This is a genomic window from Pseudomonas sp. SDO5532_S415 (assembly GCF_054071155.1).
In genome coordinates this window covers 1-18,884 of record NZ_JBSVWS010000121.1, presented here as the reverse complement: position 1 = coordinate 18,884, position 18,884 = coordinate 1, and the positions used below count along the sequence as shown (strand labels likewise).

General features: G+C 59.8%; 11 protein-coding genes and 1 pseudogene. 10 read left to right on the top strand and 2 right to left on the bottom strand.

Annotated elements, in window-relative coordinates; translation table 11 throughout:
* Window positions 1-121: 121 nt before the first annotated feature.
* A pseudogene (locus ACW9HW_RS21835) lies at window positions 122-256 on the bottom strand (DUF6124 family protein); the annotation flags it as partial.
* 83 nt (window positions 257-339) lie between these two features.
* Between ACW9HW_RS21835 and ACW9HW_RS21830 the strand changes: the two are divergent.
* The 3 genes from ACW9HW_RS21830 to ACW9HW_RS21820 all read left to right on the top strand — a co-directional run bounded on the left by ACW9HW_RS21830 (window position 340) and on the right by ACW9HW_RS21820 (window position 4,769).
* Window positions 340-2,892 carry an S-type pyocin domain-containing protein gene (locus tag ACW9HW_RS21830; RefSeq protein ID WP_457401723.1) on the top strand — a complete coding sequence of 851 codons (2,553 nt, stop codon included), beginning with the start codon at window positions 340-342 and terminating at the stop codon, window positions 2,890-2,892.
* Window positions 2,893-2,894: 2 nt separating this feature from the next.
* Window positions 2,895-3,170: a bacteriocin immunity protein gene (locus ACW9HW_RS21825; RefSeq protein WP_095194104.1), complete on the top strand. Its 276-nt coding sequence runs from the start codon at window positions 2,895-2,897 to the stop codon at window positions 3,168-3,170.
* A 93-nt stretch (window positions 3,171-3,263) separates the two neighbouring features.
* Window positions 3,264-4,769 carry an S-type pyocin domain-containing protein gene (locus tag ACW9HW_RS21820; RefSeq protein WP_457401722.1) on the top strand — a complete coding sequence of 502 codons (1,506 nt, stop codon included), beginning with the start codon at window positions 3,264-3,266 and terminating at the stop codon, window positions 4,767-4,769.
* An 81-nt stretch (window positions 4,770-4,850) separates the two neighbouring features.
* Here the strand turns inward: ACW9HW_RS21820 and ACW9HW_RS21815 are convergent, their stop codons facing one another.
* Window positions 4,851-5,276 (bottom strand): YciI family protein, encoded by a 426-nt coding sequence (locus ACW9HW_RS21815; RefSeq protein WP_457401721.1) that lies wholly within the window; start codon window positions 5,274-5,276, stop codon window positions 4,851-4,853.
* Window positions 5,277-5,586: 310 nt separating this feature from the next.
* Between ACW9HW_RS21815 and tpx the strand changes: the two genes are divergently transcribed.
* The 7 genes from tpx to ACW9HW_RS21780 all read left to right on the top strand — a co-directional run bounded on the left by tpx (window position 5,587) and on the right by ACW9HW_RS21780 (window position 18,789).
* Entirely contained in the window at window positions 5,587-6,087 is a 501-nt protein-coding gene (tpx, locus tag ACW9HW_RS21810) for a thiol peroxidase (protein WP_457401720.1), read from the top strand.
* A gap of 191 nt (window positions 6,088-6,278) precedes the next feature.
* Entirely contained in the window at window positions 6,279-7,595 is a 1,317-nt protein-coding gene (locus ACW9HW_RS21805; protein ID WP_457401719.1) for an MdtA/MuxA family multidrug efflux RND transporter periplasmic adaptor subunit, read from the top strand.
* Window positions 7,592-10,687 carry an MdtB/MuxB family multidrug efflux RND transporter permease subunit gene (locus ACW9HW_RS21800; protein ID WP_457401718.1) on the top strand — a complete coding sequence of 1,032 codons (3,096 nt, stop codon included), beginning with the start codon at window positions 7,592-7,594 and terminating at the stop codon, window positions 10,685-10,687. Before ACW9HW_RS21805 ends, ACW9HW_RS21800 begins: the two co-directional genes overlap by 4 nt.
* 136 nt (window positions 10,688-10,823) lie before the next feature.
* Window positions 10,824-13,931, top strand: a complete 3,108-nt coding sequence (locus ACW9HW_RS21795; protein ID WP_095194110.1) for an efflux RND transporter permease subunit — start codon at window positions 10,824-10,826, stop codon at window positions 13,929-13,931.
* Complete coding sequence (locus ACW9HW_RS21790) at window positions 13,928-15,421, top strand: efflux transporter outer membrane subunit (RefSeq protein WP_457401717.1); 1,494 nt, start codon at window positions 13,928-13,930, stop codon at window positions 15,419-15,421. Before ACW9HW_RS21795 ends, ACW9HW_RS21790 begins: the two co-directional genes overlap by 4 nt.
* Window positions 15,422-15,783: 362 nt before the next feature.
* A complete protein-coding gene (locus ACW9HW_RS21785; RefSeq protein WP_095194112.1) occupies window positions 15,784-17,865 on the top strand; it encodes a putative bifunctional diguanylate cyclase/phosphodiesterase in 2,082 nt (693 codons plus the stop codon).
* A 177-nt stretch (window positions 17,866-18,042) separates the two neighbouring features.
* Window positions 18,043-18,789 (top strand): SDR family oxidoreductase, encoded by a 747-nt coding sequence (locus ACW9HW_RS21780; protein WP_095194113.1) that lies wholly within the window; start codon window positions 18,043-18,045, stop codon window positions 18,787-18,789.
* Window positions 18,790-18,884: the final 95 nt, after the last annotated feature.

Here is an 18,884-nt window from a genome sequence, read left to right as displayed (position 1 = left end):
GCTGCGCAGCAGTCGTATCCCTCGCTGGCAGGGTACCCCTGATACACCGCGTGCGCTGTTTTTGGGGCCGCTTCGCAGCCCAGCGGGAGCAAGCTCCCTCGCCACAAGGGATTAGCGGTGACTAAGGTGGATCAAGATTATCCAGCACCCGATTCACCGCCAGTTCCCCCAACATGATCGACTGCTGAATCCCCAGCAGCGTATGGCTCTGCGATCCCTTCAAACTCCCCGCGAAATCACTGGCCATGACATTCGACAAAAATCCCACCCCATAAATATGTACCGCACCTGATCACCACCCCATCGACATGCTGCGCCCTACAGACAAGGAGAGACTGTATGGCACAAAACACATTGAGCGATGGAACGTCAGGAGACGTAGTGATCAGGTCCGGCCCACCGGCTTCGGGCGGCGGATCGGGGGGCGGCGGTAGTTTTGGCGGAAACCGCGTCGGCGCATCCGGGGCTTTCAGCGGTCCCAGCAAAAAAACAAGGGAGGCCCGCAGGCGGGTCAAGCAAGAGTACCTGCAAGCCCGGGAACAACAGCGACTTCAGGCAGCGGCTGCCGCCGTGCAGGCCCAGGAGTTGGCTCGCTTGCAGACACGACAGCAAACCCTTGCCTCTTGGGTTGCGCGTCATGACAACTTCAGAGCGATTGTCGATCAAAGCTTCTTCACCAAAAGCGCGCAATTGACGTCATCGCTGGAGCAGGAAGTATCAGCGGCCAGTCGACCACCCAACAGCGATTCGAGCGAACGCTGGCAGCTGTATCTCATCACCAAGGAGAAGAGCGAAATCGACGGGCTGATTGCCCGAAAGACCGCAGAGCTCAATGCAAAGCGTGCAACCGCCAACTCATTCGATGGTTATGACCCACTCACTCGTTCGGTGCATGACTACCTCGCGCGCCTGGACCAGTTCGCAGATGCGCTCAGTAACGGTCATCAGATTTGGGAAAGCGCCTACCACGCGGCTCAGGAAGCACGACTGCTGTCCGCACAGATAAACGTACTCACGGAAAAATCCGGCACCCTGGCTCGATATCATGCCGAGCAGACCGTTGTCTGGCGTGACAGGGAAGCGATATGGGAGCGTCATCGACAAGTTGCCGAGCAGCGCAATTCACGCATTCGCTTCAAGCAGCAGGCCGATGAAGATGCGCGGATAGAGAGGGCCAAGCAGGCCAATACCTTGAGCTTGCCGTCTTCGGTAACCGCTTTTTCAATGCTGTTCAATCCCCGGGGGGTATGGGTTTCCGGAGCAGTCGATGGATTGGCAGTTGCCGTGGCACGGGTGACAACTGCAATAGGAGGCGCATTAGCGACGCTCACTGTCCCGCAAGTTGCGATATTTGTCGGGGGCATGACCTATCCGTCCGAGCTGGGTAACGGAGAGTTGACTCAGGAACAGCGGACTCAGTTGTTTCACGCTGTCGCCGTCCCCGCACAGACACTGGATCTTTACGACAGCCAAGAGCTGCAAACAATCGCTGACACGGGTGGATCGGTAGAGTCCGGGTTTCGGCTCAAGCCTTTGTCCACGCCTGAGGGCACGACGGCGGTCATTGTCGCGAGTACCGGGGGTGAGATTGATCCCCGAGTTCCGGTGGTGAATGCAGTACTGGATCCTTTGACCGGTCAACACATCGCTGAGATACCTGGATCACCGACCAGGTATGTGCAGTTCACGCCAGAAGCCGCGACTACAGCGACTGTCTCTGACCAGACTCGCCTCACAGTGTCGGAACCTCAGTTTCAAGACATCCCGACCGGTGTCGATTGGCGCATTCAGGATTGCATTGTCTGCGTGCCTGGACTGGAGCCGATCTATCTATCGTTCGATGTGCCACCGATGGGTACAGGGGTCGTCACCGGGACCGGTCAACCGGCTACGGTGGATTGGTGGAAAGCCGCCAGTCAGGCGAGCGGGGCGGCCATCCCGTCTCAGATCGGCGATCTGTTTCGAGGCCGGGAATTCAAATCGTTCCAGGCTTTTGACCAGGCAATGTGGCAGTCCCTTGGCGAACACCCCCTGCTTGCACGCCAGTTCGATGAGGTAAACCAAAAACGCATCGAGCAAGGATTCGCCCCTTATGCGCCGAAGAGCACGTGGGTCGGTGAAAACCGTGAGTTCGAACCGCGCTATCAGGAACGGTCGGAGTTCTGGGCCGACGCTTTCAATCTCGACAAAATCAGCATCAAGGCGCCGAACAGTGCCGGCGGATGGCTTGGGGTCGTACCTGCGGTTGTTCCTTGGCCGATCCCGCCGGCCAGTAGCTGGAAACCCTTGGTGCCACCGGGCAGCGAACAACTCGGGTCGACCACATTACCGACCACGCCGACCGATCCGTTGGTGTATCCCGGCAACCCGGCCATCCCCGTCCTACCACCAAACGAGACGTTTCCGGCTGTTGACGAAGGGGAGATTGGTGCGAGTATTCCTGGGTATCCGGGGGATATGGAGCTTCCTTCGCCAGACGCCCTGTTTCGCGATCGACGGGATGATCCAGGTGTCGTCACGGGCGGAGGGCAGGCGGTTTCAGGGGTATGGTTGGGTGATGCTGCGCGAGGTAATGGGGCACCTATTCCATCGCATATTGCTGATCAGTTGAGAGGGAAAGAGTTTAGAAATTTTCATGAATTCAGGCGTGCGTTCTGGAAGGCGATTGAGGCGGATCCGAAGCTCAGGTCTCGATTTACCCCTATTGATTTGCATTTGATGAAAAGAGGTAACGCTCCTTATGCCTCCGCAGATGATAGGAACGGAGGTCGTAAAAAGTATGAAATTCATCATCTCGAAGAAGTTGCCCAAGGAGGGGCGGTGTACGACATGGATAATTTGGTCGTTTTGACTGCAAGGCGCCATATTGATCTTCATAGGAAAGGGGACTAATCATGATTATGAAAGATAAATATGAAGACTATACAGAGGTGGAGTTTTTACAGTTTTTACGAGGTTTATACGAAGAGAGAGAGGACCTTTCTCCAGATGAGTTTGAAGACTTCATAGATAAAGGGGTGATGCATTTTGAGTTAGTAACTGAACATCCTGACCGTTCTGACGTGATTTTTTTTCCAAAGGAAGGCTGCGAGAGTACACCGGAAGATGTACTAAGGGTTGTCAAAGAATGGCGCGTGGCCAATAACAAACCCGGCTTCAAACCTGAATAATTTGCCTCGTTGACAACTTAGCGGCACTTGCTCATTACCGAGCAGGTGCCATGGTCTTCGACCGTTTTCCAAAGAGATTCAAGGAAGAACCCAATGGAACTTAAAGCAACACTCAAGGAATACACCGCGCCTGAGTTTCAGGCGCTGATTGACAGGATCTGGGCCGTTGATATGCCCAAGGAAGATCATGACAATCTGATCAACCACTTCGACCGCATTGTTGGCCATCCCAAAGGGGCAGACCTTCTGTTTTACCCTGACGACAGGTTTGACTCGGGTGGCGCGGGAGGGGTCATTCTTCATATCAGGGCCTGGCATAACAAACAAGGCGCGGCAGCCTTCAGAGGCGAGGCTTTCCCACCTCCGGCCCGTCCTGCGCCACTGAGTCCTTTAGCCCGGAATCAGGTCAATACTCAAAAAATCAACGCAGATGTGGCGGTGTCGGAACACGCCCTTGAAGCAGCACTGGGCCATTTGGAGGCAATGATTGCGCAACTGCGTGGTCAAGCGGGTAGTCATGCCAGCGTCACTGATCTGGAGATAAATATCCGTGCTCTGGAAGGCGCTCAGGAACAAGCACGTATTGCTGTCAGAAAATTTGAATTCTGGAAGATGAGTGTGCAGTTCGCCATGAGCGGTACGCAGCGTGATGCCACCTATGCTCGTTCGGATCAGGCGCAGTGGCAGGGCCAGCTGCAACAGGTCTCCGCGCTTCATTCTCGCTACATGGCGCACCTGGCGAATACTGAACAACGCTATCGCGCCTTACATGATGAAGTTCAAACACAGCTGACAGGGGCACAGGATCAGTTGGTTCGTGCACGTAACCAGGCCGGTGTGGGACCTGCACAGACGATCTGCAGCATGTCTGCTTCCTTTGCCTTGGCGAACAAACTTCCGGAGCTTTTATTGGCGAGTGGGGCATCGGCGTTAGAGTTGTCTCAACACAAGGATCTACAGAAGTCCATCCGCTCGGCGGTGGCTGAAATTACATGGCGGAACACTTCGGGTACCTCGCTCAGCACAAACGAATATGCGTCTGTGCTGAATTTCGGCTTTTCCAGTCGTGCAGATACCCAGATCTACGGCCTTGGCGTTCCGCTGTCCGAACTGGCGCCTATCGAAGGTAGGAATTGGCAAATCCTCGCGCAGAACAAAGCTGAGGTGAATATTCCTTTCCGGATGGGTTCCAGGGTTATGACCGCTGCGCCCGGGGCCAGTCTTCTGGGCATAGAGGGTATTAAATCCATGTCGCAGGTTTACATCACTGCGTCTTCCGCCCAGGTTTCGCAATCTACGGTGCGGGTAAGGTTGGCGCGCCAGGAACAAGGTACGAGCGCCTTCAGCTTTACCGCTGATGGCACCGCGCCGATTACGATTTTCTGGTCCCGTTCAATCATTCTTGCAAGCAGCTCACCCGAGAAGAGATCACAACCGAGGCCGTTGAGTTTTGTTCAATCTCCTCCCGTACCGCTTCTCGAACCCTTGAGTAATAACGAAGTTGTTCATTTCGACGACTACATCGTGGTCTTCCCTGACGAGGCCGGGTTGGACCCACTGTATGTCATGTTCAGGGATCGACGTGAATATCCTGTTTAGCCTTTCACATCTTGTGATAACCGATCACGTCCGCCAACAGCACGGCACCAGGACGTGATCGCGCTATCACTTAATACCCGCTCAGCACTTCTTCCCTGGCCCAAACGCCCGCTCTTCCTGCTCCCGCAACTCCGGCGTGAATTCCTCACCAAAATCCGCCGCCTCGAACACCTGGCGAATCTCGATCTCGGCTTCGGTGCCCGGCATCGGGTTGGGGCAGCGCTTGACCCATTCGATGGCTTCTTCCTTCGACTTCACCTGCCACAACCAATAGCCGGCGATCAGTTCCTTGGTTTCGGTGAACGGGCCGTCGATCACCGAGCGGTTGTCGCCGGAGAAGCGTACGCGGGCGCCTTTGCTGCTGGGGTGCAGGCCTTCGCCGGCGAGGAGGATGCCGGCCCTGGCCAGTTCTTCGTTGTAGTTGCCCATCGCGGTCAGCAGTTCGGTGCTGGGCATCACGCCGGCTTCGGAGTCCTGGCTGGCTTTGATGATGATCATGAATCGCATGGTGGTGTCTCCGTGGGATGTGGGTTGCTGACTTATAGTCGAATGATCGCGGGCTGGATCGACAATGCGGTTACAGAAAGTCGTAACAAATATTGTGATGCCCCGGATGCGATGCGCGCCTTTCGTCATGAACACCGGGTGGCGGCGGGAGAGGGGGGTACGCTTTATACACAATCCCACAGGGTTCAATTCCACAGGGGATTGGGGCTGTCTTCGCGTTTTTGTATCCGGGGTAGGTCGCCGGCCGATTTCGTGGTTAACTTCGGCCTCTTCAATATTCTCTACAACAACGTTCAGAAGGACTCCGTTCATGGCTCAAGTGACTCTTAAAGGCAACCCGGTTCAAGTCAATGGCCAATTGCCTCAAGTCGGTTCCAAGGCGCCAGCCTTTTCCCTGGTTGCCGGCAATCTGTCCGACGTTACCCTGAAAGACTTCGCCGGCAAGCGCAAAGTGCTGAACATCTTCCCAAGCGTCGACACCCCGACCTGCGCCACGTCCGTGCGCAAGTTCAACGCCCAGGCCAATGACATCGCCAACACCGTGGTGCTGTGCATCTCCGCCGACCTGCCGTTCGCCCAGGCGCGTTTCTGCGGTGCCGAAGGCCTGGAAAACGTCCAGAACCTGTCGACCCTGCGCGGTGCCGAGTTCATCCAGAACTACGGCGTAGCCATCGCCGACGGCCCGCTCAAAGGCCTGACCGCCCGTGCCGTGGTGGTGCTGGACGAGAACGACAACGTGCTGCACAGCGAGCTGGTTGGCGAAATCGCTGATGAGCCAAACTACGAAGCGGCACTCAAAGTTCTGAAATAAGTGTTCTGAAGTAAGTAAGCTTTTACAATTGTTAACGGCCTGGCCCTCCCAGGCCGTTTTCATTTGTGTTTCAGTGTCTTGGATAAATCTCCTGTTACGTAAGCCGAAGGTAAATTGCCGGTAAAGGCGCTTTGCTTAAACCCCGCCAGTGCTTATCGTTCAGCCTCATGTAATAAAAGCCCACGCGCCCAATGGTTGATCACTCAATGCAATCCTCTGCTTCCCGTAGTCCCCGTCGCTGGCTGTTCGGCCTGCTCGTGCTGTTGGTCATCGCCGCCCTGTGCTGGAAATTCTGGCCCGGCGGTGCTGCGCCGAAAGAGGGCGCGCAGCCGAAAGCCGTGGCCGGGCACGCTGGCAGGTCAGGGGGGATGCGCCCAGGGTTCGGCGGGGCGACAGGCCCCGTTCCGGTGCGTGTCGCGCCGGCGGTCAAGGGTGATTTCCCGCTGTATTACAAGGCGCTGGGCACGGTTACCGCGCTGAACACCATCAACGTGCGCAGCCGTGTGGGCGGTGAGCTGGTGAAGATCCATTTCGAGGAAGGGCAGATGGTCAAGGCGGGCGATCTGCTGGCCGAGATTGACCCGCGCCCGTACCAGAACGCCTTGCTCCAGGCTGAGGGCACCTTGTTGCAAAACCAGGCGCAGTTGAAAAACGCTCAGGTGGATGTCGAGCGTTATACCGGCCTGTACAAGGAAGACAGCATCGCCAAACAGACACTGGACACCGCCGTAGCGCTGGTCGGTCAATACCAGGGCACGGTCAAGACCAATCAGGCGGCGGTCAACGACGCCAAGCTCAACCTCGAATTCACCAGGATCCGCGCGCCGATCACCGGGCGCGTCGGCCTGCGCCAGCTGGATGTGGGCAACCTGGTGGCGGCCAACGACACCACGGCGCTGGCGATCATCACCCAGACGCAACCCATCAGCGTGGCCTTCACCTTGCCGGAAAACAGCCTCGACACCGTGCTCGCGCGCTATCGCAGTGGTGCCAAACTGCCGGCCGAGGCCTGGGATCGTGGTGACACCAAACTTCAAGCCACCGGCGTGCTGCAGAGCCTGGACAACCAGATCGACGTCACCACCGGCACCCTGAAATTCAAGGCGCGTTACGACAACCGCGACCAGTCGCTGTTCCCCAACCAGTTCGTCAACGTGCGCCTGCTGGCCGACACCCTCAAGGATGTCGTGCTCGCACCGTCCGCCGCGATCCAGTTCGGCACCAACGGCACGTTCGTCTACGCCCTGGACGGCGACAAGAAGGTCAAGATCCGTCAGCTCAAAATCGGCGCCAGCGACGGTGAAAACACGGTGGTCACCGAAGGCCTGGCCGCCGGTGAGCGCGTGGTGCTGGAAGGCACCGATCGCTTGAAGGACGGCAGCGACGTGGAAGTCGTCAATGACCCGACGCAAGTACCGACCAGTCCCGCTGGCCATCTGCAAGGCGGATCGGCGACCAATACCGCTGAACCGGCGCCTGCCGACAAGGCGAAAAAGGGCGGCGCATGAACCTCTCGCGGCTGTTTATCCTTCGCCCGGTAGCGACCACCCTGAGCATGCTGGCCATTATCCTGGCCGGCGTGATCGCCTACCGGTTGCTACCGGTGTCGGCATTGCCCCAGGTCGATTATCCGACCATTCGCGTCATGACCCTTTATCCCGGTGCAAGCCCGGATGTCATGACCAGCGCCGTGACCGCGCCGCTTGAGCGGCAATTCGGGCAGATGCCGGGCCTGACCCAAATGGCTTCGACCAGCTCCGGCGGCGCCTCGGTGCTGACCCTGCGCTTCAGCCTCGACATCAACATGGACGTCGCCGAACAGCAGGTGCAGGCCGCGATCAATGCCGCGACCAACCTGTTGCCCAAGGACCTGCCCGCACCACCGGTGTACAACAAGGTCAACCCGGCCGATACCCCGGTGCTGACGCTGGCCATCACGTCCAAGACCATGTTGCTGCCCAAGCTCAACGATCTGGTCGATACGCGCATGGCGCAGAAAATCGCCCAGATCAGCGGGGTCGGCATGGTCAGCATTGCCGGTGGCCAGCGTCAGGCGGTGCGAATCAAGGTCAACCCCGAGGCCCTGGCGGCCAACGGCTTGAACCTGTCGGACGTGCGCACCCTGATCGGCGCTTCCAACGTCAACCAGCCCAAGGGCAATTTCGACGGCCCGACCCGGGTGTCGATGCTCGACGCCAACGATCAACTGACCTCGCCACAGGACTACGCCAACCTGATCCTGGCCTACGCCAATGGCGCCCCGTTGCGGCTCAAGGACGTGGCAGAGATCGTCGACGGCGCCGAAAACGAGCGTCTGGCGGCATGGGCCAATGAAAACCAGGCGGTGCTGCTGAACATCCAGCGTCAACCGGGTGCCAACGTCATCGAAGTGGTGGACCGGATCAAGGCTTTGCTGCCGAGCATCACCGACAACCTGCCGGCCGGCCTCGACGTCGTCGTACTGACCGACCGCACCCAGACCATCCGCGCCTCGGTCAAGGATGTGCAACACGAACTGCTGATCGCCATCGCCCTGGTGGTCATGGTCACCTTCCTGTTCCTGCGCCGGGCCAGTGCCACGATTATCCCGTCGGTGGCCGTGCCGCTGTCGTTGATCGGTACTTTTGGCGTGATGTACCTCGCGGGGTTCTCGGTCAATAACCTGACCCTGATGGCCCTGACCATCGCCACCGGTTTCGTGGTGGACGATGCGATCGTGATGCTGGAGAACATTTCCCGATTCATCGAAGAGGGTGACAGCCCGCTGAACGCGGCGCTCAAGGGCGCCAAACAGATCGGTTTCACCCTTGTATCCCTGACCCTGTCACTGATCGCCGTGTTGATTCCGCTGTTGTTCATGGCCGACGTGGTGGGGCGGTTGTTCCGCGAATTCGCCATCACCCTGGCGGTGGCGATCCTGATTTCCCTGGTGGTGTCCCTGACCCTGACGCCGATGATGTGCGCTCGGCTGCTCAAGCGTGAGCCCAAAGAGGAAGAACAGGGCCGTTTCTACCGCGCCAGCGGTGCTGCCATCGACTGGATGATCGCCGCCTACGGACGCAAATTGCAGTGGGTGCTCAAGCATCAGCCGCTGACGTTGCTGGTGGCCATCGGCACCCTGGCGTTGACGGTATTCCTCTACATGGTGGTGCCCAAGGGCTTCTTCCCGGTGCAGGACACCGGGGTGATCCAGGGCATCTCCGAGGCGCCGCAGTCGATTTCCTTCGCGGCCATGAGCGAACGTCAGCAGGAACTGGCCAAGGTCATCCTGGCCGATCCGGCGGTCGAGAGCCTGTCGTCCTACATCGGTGTCGACGGTGATAACTCGACGCTCAACAGCGGCCGGTTGCTGATCAACCTCAAGTCCCACGGCAACCGTGACCTGAGCGCAACCGAAGTGATTGCCCGATTGCAGCCGGAACTGGACAAGCTGGTCGGCATTCGCCTGTACATGCAGCCGGTGCAGGACCTGACCATCGAGGACCGGGTCAGCCGCACGCAGTACCAGTTCAGCATGTCGTCACCGGATTCGGAACTGCTCAGCCTGTGGAGCGGGCGTCTGGTCGAAGCCCTGGCGGATCGGCCGGAGCTGACCGACGTTGCCAGCGACTTGCAGGACAAGGGCTTGCAGGTCTACCTGGTGATCGATCGCGATGCCGCATCGCGGGTCGGGGTGTCGGTGTCGAACATCACCGACGCGCTGTATGACGCCTTTGGTCAGCGGCAGATTTCCACCATCTACACCCAGGCCAGCCAATACCGTGTGGTGCTGCAATCGCAGTCCGGCGAGAAGATCGGCCCGCAGGCGCTGGATCAGATTCACGTCAAGACCACTGACGGCGGTCAGGTGCGGTTGTCCAGCCTGGCCCATATCGAAGAGCGTCAGGCGCAATTGGCGATCACCCACATCGGCCAGTTTCCGGCGGTGATGATGTCCTTCAACCTGGCCCCCGGTGTGGCGTTGGGGCATGCGGTGCAGATCATCGAGCAGGTGCAGAAGGACATCGGCATGCCGATTGGCGTGCAGACCCAGTTCCAGGGCGCGGCCGAGGCGTTCCAGGCCTCGCTGTCGAGTACCTTGCTGCTGATCCTGGCGGCGGTGGTGACCATGTACATCGTGCTGGGCGTGCTGTACGAGAGCTACATCCACCCGATCACCATTCTGTCCACCTTGCCTTCGGCGGCGGTCGGCGCGTTGCTGGCCTTGCTGTTGAGCGGCAACGACCTGGGGATGATCGCGATCATCGGCATCATCCTGCTGATCGGCATCGTGAAGAAGAACGCGATCATGATGATCGACTTCGCCCTGGATGCCGAGCGCAATCAGGGCATGGACCCGCAGACGGCGATCTATCAGGCGGCGCTGCTGCGTTTCCGACCGATCCTGATGACCACCCTGGCCGCGTTGTTTGGCGCGGTGCCGTTGATGCTGGCGACCGGCTCCGGCGCGGAATTGCGTCAGCCGCTGGGTCTGGTGATGGTTGGCGGTTTGCTGTTGAGCCAGGTGTTGACGCTGTTCACGACCCCGGTGATCTATCTCTACTTCGACCGCTTGGGTCGACGCTTCGGCAAGTCTCAAGCCGAAGAGGTGTCGGTGTGAAAATGTTGAGCCATAGACTCTGTGGGAGCGAGCCTGCTCGCGAAGAGGCCTGCACCTTCAACATCGATACCCACCGACAAACCGCTTTCGCGAGCAGGCTCGCTCCCACAGGGGTTGATGCAGGGAGAGACGGTCGATGAACCTGTCGGGACCTTTCATCAAACGCCCGGTCGCGACCATGTTGCTGAGCCTGGCGATCATGCTGTTGGGCGGCGTGAGCTTCGGCCTGTTGCCGGTGTCGCCGTTGCCGCAAATGGACTTCCCGGTGATCGTAGTCCAGGCCAGCCTGCCCGGTGCGAGCCCCGAAGTCATGGCCTCCACGGTGGCGACGCCGCTGGAGCGATCCTTCGGCGCCATCGCCGGGGTCAACACCATGAGCAGCCGTTCCAGCCAGGGTTCGACCCGGGTGATCCTGCAATTCGACCTGGACCGCGACATCAACGGTGCGGCGCGGGAAGTGCAGGCGGCGATCAACGCCTCGCGCAACCTGCTGCCCAGCGGAATGCGCAGCATGCCGACCTACAAGAAGGTCAACCCGTCCCAGGCGCCAATCATGGTGTTGTCGCTGACCTCGGACGTGCTGGAAAAAGGCCAACTGTATGACCTGGCCTCGACCATCCTGTCCCAGAGCCTGTCGCAAGTGCAGGGCGTCGGGGAAGTGCAGATCGGCGGCAGTTCCTTGCCGGCGGTGCGCATCGAACTCGAACCCCAGGCGCTGAACCAGTACGGCGTGGCGCTGGACGACGTGCGCAACACCATCGCCAATGCCAACGTACGCCGGCCCAAGGGCTCGGTGGAAGACGGTCAGCGGCTGTGGCAGGTGCAGGCCAACGATCAACTGGAAAAGGCCAAGGACTACGAGTCGCTGATCATCCACTACGCGGACGGCGCGGCCCTGCGCCTGAAGGATGTGGCCAAGGTCAGCAACGGCGTCGAAGACCGTTATAACAGCGGTTTCTTCAACGACGACGCGGCAGTGCTGCTGGTGATCAACCGGCAGGCCGGCGCCAACATCATCGAGACGGTCAACGAGATCAAGGCCCAGTTGCCGGCGTTGCAGGCAGTGCTGCCGGCCAGCGTCAAACTGAACCTGGCCATGGATCGCTCACCGGTGATCAAGGCCACGCTGCACGAAGCGGAAATGACCCTGCTGATCGCCGTGGCCCTGGTGATCCTGGTCGTATTCCTGTTTCTCGGTAACTTTCGCGCCTCGCTGATCCCGAGCCTGGCGGTACCGGTGTCGCTGGTGGGCACTTTTGCGGTGATGTACCTCTACGGTTTTTCGCTGAACAACCTGTCGCTGATGGCGCTGATTCTGGCCACCGGGCTGGTGGTGGACGATGCCATCGTCGTGCTGGAGAACATTTCCCGGCATATCGACGCAGGCATCAAACCGATGAAGGCTGCCTATCTCGGCGCCCAGGAAGTCGGCTTCACCTTGCTGTCGATGAACGTGTCCCTGGTAGCGGTGTTCCTGTCGATCCTGTTCATGGGTGGAATCATCGAGAGCCTGTTCCGCGAGTTCTCCATTACCCTGGCGGCCGCCATTGTGGTGTCGCTGGTGGTCTCGCTGACATTGACCCCGATGCTTTGCGCCCGCTGGCTCAAGCCGCACACCCCGGGTCAGGAAAACCGCCTTCAACGCTGGAGCCAGGGCGCCAACGAGTGGATGGTCGCTAAATACGCCACCAGCCTCGACTGGGTGCTGCGTCATCGTCGATTGACGTTGCTAAGTCTGTTCGTGACAGTCGGCGTGAACATCGCGCTGTATGTGGTTGTTCCAAAAACATTTTTGCCTCAGCAGGATACCGGCCAACTGATCGGCTTCGTACGCGGCGACGACGGCCTGTCGTTCAGCGTGATGCAGCCGAAAATGGAAATATTCCGCCGCGAGGTGTTGAAGGACGCGGCGGTGGAAAGCGTTGCCGGCTTCATCGGTGGTACCAACGGCACCAACAACGCGTTCATGCTGGTACGCCTGAAACCGATCAAGGAGCGCAATATTTCCGCGCAAAAGGTCATCGAGCGTCTACGCAAGGAAATGCCCAAGGTGCCTGGTGCACAGCTGATGCTGATGGCCGACCAGGACCTGCAATTCGGCGGTGGTCGCGAGCAGACCTCGTCGCAGTATTCCTACATCCTGCAAAGCGGTGATCTGGGGGCGTTGCGCGAGTGGTATCCGAAAGTGGTGACGGCGCTCAAGGCCTTGCCGGAGCTGACCGCGATTGACGCCCGGGAAGGCCGTGGGGCGCAGCAGGTGACGCTGATCGTCGACCGCGACCAGGCCAAACGCCTGGGCGTGGACATGGACATGGTCACGGCGGTGCTGAACAACGCCTACAGTCAGCGGCAGATTTCCACCATTTACGACAGCCTCAACCAGTATCAAGTGGTGATGGAGGTCAATCCGAAATACGCCCAGGACCCGATTACCCTCAAGCAGGTCCAGGTGATCACCGCAGACGGTGCGCGGATTCCGCTGTCGACCATTGCCCATTACGAAAACAGCCTGGAAGACGATCGGGTCAGTCATGAAGGCCAGTTCGCCTCGGAAAGCATTGCCTTTGACATGGCCGAAGGGGTGACGGTGGAGAAGGGCAGTGCCGCCATCGAGCGTGCCATTGCCTCGGTGGGCTTGCCGGAAGACGTCATCGCCAAGATGGCCGGCACCGCCGATGCCTTTGCCGCGACCCAGAAAAGCCAGCCGTGGATGATCCTTGGCGCGCTGGTGGCGGTGTATCTGGTGCTCGGCGTGCTGTATGAAAGCTATATTCATCCGCTGACCATTCTCTCGACCTTGCCGTCGGCGGGTGTCGGCGCGTTGCTGTCGATCTATGCCCTGGGCGGCGAGTTCAGCCTGATCTCATTGCTGGGGTTGTTCCTGCTGATCGGCGTGGTGAAGAAAAACGCGATTCTGATGATCGACCTGGCCTTGCAACTCGAACGCCAGCAAGGCATGGAACCGCTGGAGTCGATTCGAAACGCCTGTCTGCAACGTTTGCGGCCGATCCTGATGACCACCCTGGCGGCGATTCTCGGTGCCTTGCCCTTGCTGCTGAGTCGCGCCGAAGGGGCGGAAATGCGCCAGCCGCTGGGCCTGACCATCATCGGCGGGCTGATCTTCAGCCAGGTGCTGACCCTTTACACCACCCCGGTGGTTTACCTCTATCTCGACAAACTGCGCCATCGCTTCAACCACTGGCGTGGGGTGCGTACCGATGCTGCTCTGGAAACTCCGCTATGACTGACACATCGCAATTCAACCTGGCCACACCGCTGGCCACATCGTTGATCAAGGCCCGAGGCTCGCGGTTGCTGAGCCTGTCGCTGTGCGTGGCGATGCTCAGTGCTTGCGCCATCGGCCCGGATTACCAGCGCCCGCAAGCGGCTGCGCCGATGGAGTACAAGGAAGCGGCCGGCTGGCGTCAGGCCAGTCCGAGCGATGCCCTGGCCCGTGGTGCCTGGTGGGAGTTGTACGGTGATCAGCAGCTCAATGGCCTGATCGAAAAGCTCAACAGCGCCAACCAGACCGTTGCCCAGTCCGAAGCCCAATACCGCCAGGCCCAGGCCTTGGTGCGTAGTGCCCGAGGCGCGTTTTTTCCGACGGTGGACCTGACCGTCGGGAAAAACCGTTCCAGCCAGGGTAGCGGTAGCAGCAGTTCGAGCCTGACCAGTACCTCCAGCGGTATTCGCGATACCTACACCGCACAGGCCGGTGTGAGCTGGGAAGCGGATGTCTGGGGTAAATTGCGCCGTGGCCTGGAAGCCGACACCGCCAACGCCGAGGCCAGCTATGCCGATCTGGCGGCGATGCGCCTGAGCCAGCAGTCGGAGCTGGTGCAGAACTACCTGCAATTGCGGGTCATCGATGAGCAGAAGCGTCTGCTGGAAGCGACCGTCGAGGCCTACCGGCGTTCGCTGACCATGACCGAAAACCAGTACCGTGCCGGTGTGTCCGGCAAGGACGCGGTGGCTCAGGCGCAGACCCAGCTCAAGAGCACCGAGGCGGACATGGTCGATCTGATCTGGCAACGCGCCCAGTTCGAAAACGCCATCGCCGTGCTGATCGGCCTGCCGCCGGCGCAATTCAAACTGGCTGAAACCCAGGACATTCCGGCTTTGCCCGAGGTGCCGCTGAGCCTGCCATCGCAGTTGCTGGAACGGCGCCCGGACATTGCCTCCGCCGAACGCTCGGTGATGGCCGCCAACGCCAACATCGGCGTGGCCAAGGCGGCTTACTACCCGGACCTGACCCTGAGTTTGAACGGCGGTTACAGCAGCAGTACCTCGAAGGACTTGTTCAGCGTGCCCAACCGCTTCTGGTCGGTGGGGCCGCAACTGGCCATGACCCTGTTCGACGGTGGTCAGCGTTCGGCGGAAGTGGATCGCAGCGAAGCGGCTTACGATGAAACCGTGGCCAAATACCGCCAGACCGTGCTCGATGGTTTCCGGGAAGTGGAGGATTACCTGATACAGCTCAAGGTCCTGGAGGACGAAGCCGTGGTGCGCCAGCAAGCCCTGGACGCGGCACGCGAATCCTTGCGCCTGACCCGGAATCAGTACAAGGCCGGCGTGATTGCCTATTTGGATGTGGTGGTGGTTCAGGCCACGGCGTTGAGCAATGAACGTACGGCCCTGAGCCTGTTGCAGAGCCGCTTGATCGCCAGCGTGCAGTTGATTGCGGCGTTGGGTGGCGGGTGGGACGGGCAGCTTCAGGTGGGCAACAACCAATAAATCACTAATCTGTTTTGAACCGCTTTTCTTGTGGCGAGGGAGCTTGCTCCCGCTCGAGCGCGAAGCGGTCGTAATACTGGCTCGATTTATCTGAGCATGGGGGGACCGATCTCAGGGTCGCTTCGCGACCCAACGGGAGCAAGCTCCCTCGCCACATTGCTCGGTGGGATGCTGGCGAATGGGTCTGCCACGTCATTTTCAAACCCGAATTTCAGTTAATGTAAAACCTTAAAACAAGCGTTTCATCGGCCTGATGGCTAAATGATTACTTTTTCAGTGCGTTCAATGGCGGAATCAGTACAATCGCCCGATTTGCCCCACCGAGAAAGGAAGCAGTACGGGGGGCGGTGGCGAGACGTCTTATGCTCATCGGTAGTTATTCCCCCACGCTGGTTATCATCTCGCTCTGTGTCGCGATTCTCGCTTCATACACGGCGCTCGACCTGACCGGGCGTATCGCCACCGCCAAGGGGCGTGCCGTGCATTTATGGACAGCGGGCGGCGCTTTCGCCATGGGCGTCGGCGTGTGGTCGATGCATTTTATCGGCATGCTCGCGTTCAAGCTGCCAATCGACCTGGGTTACGACGTCTCCCTTACGTTGTTGTCGCTGCTGATCGGTATCCTGTCCTGCGGTTTTGCCCTGTGGCTGGTCAGTCAGCCGCAATTGCCGGCCTCGCAACTGGCGTTCGGCGCATTGGCCATGGGCGCGGGGATCAGCGCCATGCATTACACCGGCATGGCCGCCATGCGCATGCAGCCGGGGATCGATTACGACCCGACGCTCTTCAGCGCCTCGTTGCTGATTGCGGTCGGCGCGTCCGGGGCGGCCTTATGGATTGCGTTTCATCTGCGTCAGCACACGCCCCATGTGCGCCTGATCCGCGGCGGCGCAGCGGTGATCATGGGGATTGCCATCGTCGGCATGCACTACACCGGCATGGCGGCGGCGCGTTTTCCCGATGGCAGTTTCTGCGGTGCAGCCAGCAACGGTCTGAACGGCAATGGCCTGGACAACCTGGTGCTGATCACCACGTTGGCGGTGCTGAGCATCGCCTTGCTGACCTCGATCCTCGATGCGCGCCTGGAAGCCCGCACCGCCAGCCTGGCCTTGTCACTGACCGAAGCCAACCGCGAATTGACCCAACTGGCCCTGCACGACACCCTGACCGGCCTGCCGAATCGCGTGTTGCTGGCTGACCGCATCGATCAGGCGATGTCCCGTGTGGACGCCGAGGGCGGCTGTTTTGCGTTGATGTTCATCGATCTGGATGGCTTCAAACCAGTCAACGACGCCTTCGGCCATCACATGGGCGACCAGCTGTTGCGTGAAGTCAGCCTGCGGTTGCGCGAGGATTTGCGCAGTCAGGACACCCTGGCGCGTATCGGCGGCGACGAGTTCGTGCTGCTGGTGCAATTGAGCGAACAGAATGACGCGATGAACCTGGCGGCGCGTCAGGTCGGGTTGATCGCGCGTTCGTTCCGCGTCGCCGAACACGATCTGCAAATCTCCGCCAGCGTCGGCATTGCGCTCTATCCGGGCAATGGTCAGACCGCCCATGAATTGCTGATGAATGCAGACGCCGCGATGTACCACGCCAAGGGCGCGGGCAAAAACGGCTACAGCTTCTTTGACGCCTCGATGAACGGCAACGCGCGCAAGCAGCTGCAACTGTTGCAAGACCTGCGAAACGCTGTCGAGCAACAACAGTTCAGCCTGTATTACCAGCCCAAGTTCGACGCCAATAACGGCAAGCCCGTCGGCGCCGAAGCGTTGCTGCGCTGGGAACACCCGACCCAGGGCATGCTGCTGCCGGACAAGTTCATTGAACTGGCGGAGAAGACCGGGCTGATCATCCCGATTGGCGATTGGGTGCTCAACGAAGCCTGCCGGCAGATGCGCGAGTGGTACGTCCTCGGCTACACCGACTGGCGCATTGCGGTGAACCTCTCGGCCTTGCAGTTTTGCCACGCCGGGTTGGTGCAGAGCGTGGCCAGGGCCCTGGCCACGCACCACTTGCCGGCCAACAGCCTGACCCTGGAAATTACCGAAACGACTGCCATGAGTGATGCCGATGCGAGCATGACAGTGCTGCAGGAGCTGTCGGAAATGGGTGTCGATCTGTCCATCGATGACTTCGGTACCGGTTATTCGAGCCTGATGTACCTCAAGCGCCTGCCGGCCAATGAGCTGAAGATCGACCGCGGATTCGTGCGTGACCTGGAGCGTGACAGCGACGATGCCGCCATCGTTTCCGCCATCGTCGCCCTCGGTCAGGCGCTGGGCCTGCGTATCGTCGCTGAAGGCGTGGAGACCGGCGTGCAGCAGGACTTCCTGACTCAACTCGGTTGCGATTCGTTGCAGGGCTATTTGCTCGGGCATCCGCTGCCGGCTGAACGGTTCATGAAGGAGATTCACCGTTCTGAGCAGTTGGCGCTGGCCTGATAGACCGCGTTATCGTTCATCGCGGGCAAGCCACGCTCCCACAGGATATGCAAAACCTGTGGGAGCCGGGCTTGCCCGCGATGGCGTCCGGGCAAACACCACCGAAGCCATGCAAAAACCGAAAAGGCCGGTTATTCTTCCCCCCGACCGCATACGCTTGAAACGGGGAAAGCTTGCATGGAAAAAGTCATTGTCATCACCGGCGGCAGTCGCGGCATTGGCGCCGCCACAGCCCTGTTGGCCGCCGAGCAAGGCTATCGGATCTGCATCAACTATCAGTCTGACGAAGAGGCCGCGCAAGGTGTGCTGGAGCAAGTCCGTGCCTTGGGTGCGCAAGCCATTGCGGTGCGCGCCGATGTCAGCATCGAAGATGAAGTGATCGCGCTGTTTCATCGCGTGGACAACGAACTGGGGCGGGTCACGGCGCTGGTGAACAATGCCGGCACCGTGGGGCACAAGTCCCGGGTCGACGAAATGTCCGAATTCCGCATTCTGAAAATCCTCAAGACCAATGTGCTGGCGCCGGTCCTGTGCGCCAAGCACGCGATCCTGCGCATGTCGCCCAAGCACGGCGGGCAGGGCGGCAGCATCGTCAACGTGTCTTCGGTCGCCGCACGGCTCGGTTCCCCCAACGAGTACGTCGACTACGCCGCCTCCAAAGGCGCGCTCGACACCTTCACCATCGGCCTGTCCAAGGAAGTGGCGGGTGAGGGGATTCGCGTCAACGCGGTGCGACCGGGTTACATCTACACCGATTTCCACGCGCTGAGCGGCGATCCGGATCGAGTCAGCAAACTTGAATCGGCCATCCCCATGGCCCGGGGCGGGCGGCCGGATGAAGTGGCCGAGGCGATTGTCTGGTTGCTGTCGGACAAGGCTTCTTATGCGACCGGGACTTTTGTTGATCTGGGTGGTGGGCGTTAGGCATTGGATTGACTTAATCTCAACCGCCGCTTTCGCGAGCAGGCTTGCTCCCACAGTTGATCGCGTACCCCTGTGGGAGCGAGCCTGCTCGCGAA

Excerpts from the sequence above, each read along its gene's own strand:
- ACW9HW_RS21805 (WP_457401719.1), top strand. The coding sequence starts at position 6,279 with ATGGTTGATCACTCAATGCAATCCTCTGCTTCCCGTAGTCCCCGTCGC.
- ACW9HW_RS21790 (WP_457401717.1), top strand. The coding sequence starts at position 13,928 with ATGACTGACACATCGCAATTCAACCTGGCCACACCGCTGGCCACATCG.
- ACW9HW_RS21785 (WP_095194112.1), top strand. The coding sequence starts at position 15,784 with ATGCTCATCGGTAGTTATTCCCCCACGCTGGTTATCATCTCGCTCTGT.
- tpx (WP_457401720.1), top strand. The coding sequence starts at position 5,587 with ATGGCTCAAGTGACTCTTAAAGGCAACCCGGTTCAAGTCAATGGCCAA.
- ACW9HW_RS21830 (WP_457401723.1), top strand. The coding sequence starts at position 340 with ATGGCACAAAACACATTGAGCGATGGAACGTCAGGAGACGTAGTGATC.
- ACW9HW_RS21795 (WP_095194110.1), top strand. The coding sequence starts at position 10,824 with ATGAACCTGTCGGGACCTTTCATCAAACGCCCGGTCGCGACCATGTTG.
- ACW9HW_RS21800 (WP_457401718.1), top strand. The coding sequence starts at position 7,592 with ATGAACCTCTCGCGGCTGTTTATCCTTCGCCCGGTAGCGACCACCCTG.
- ACW9HW_RS21815 (WP_457401721.1), bottom strand. The coding sequence starts at position 5,276 with ATGCGATTCATGATCATCATCAAAGCCAGCCAGGACTCCGAAGCCGGC.
- ACW9HW_RS21820 (WP_457401722.1), top strand. The coding sequence starts at position 3,264 with ATGGAACTTAAAGCAACACTCAAGGAATACACCGCGCCTGAGTTTCAG.
- ACW9HW_RS21825 (WP_095194104.1), top strand. The coding sequence starts at position 2,895 with ATGATTATGAAAGATAAATATGAAGACTATACAGAGGTGGAGTTTTTA.
- ACW9HW_RS21780 (WP_095194113.1), top strand. The coding sequence starts at position 18,043 with ATGGAAAAAGTCATTGTCATCACCGGCGGCAGTCGCGGCATTGGCGCC.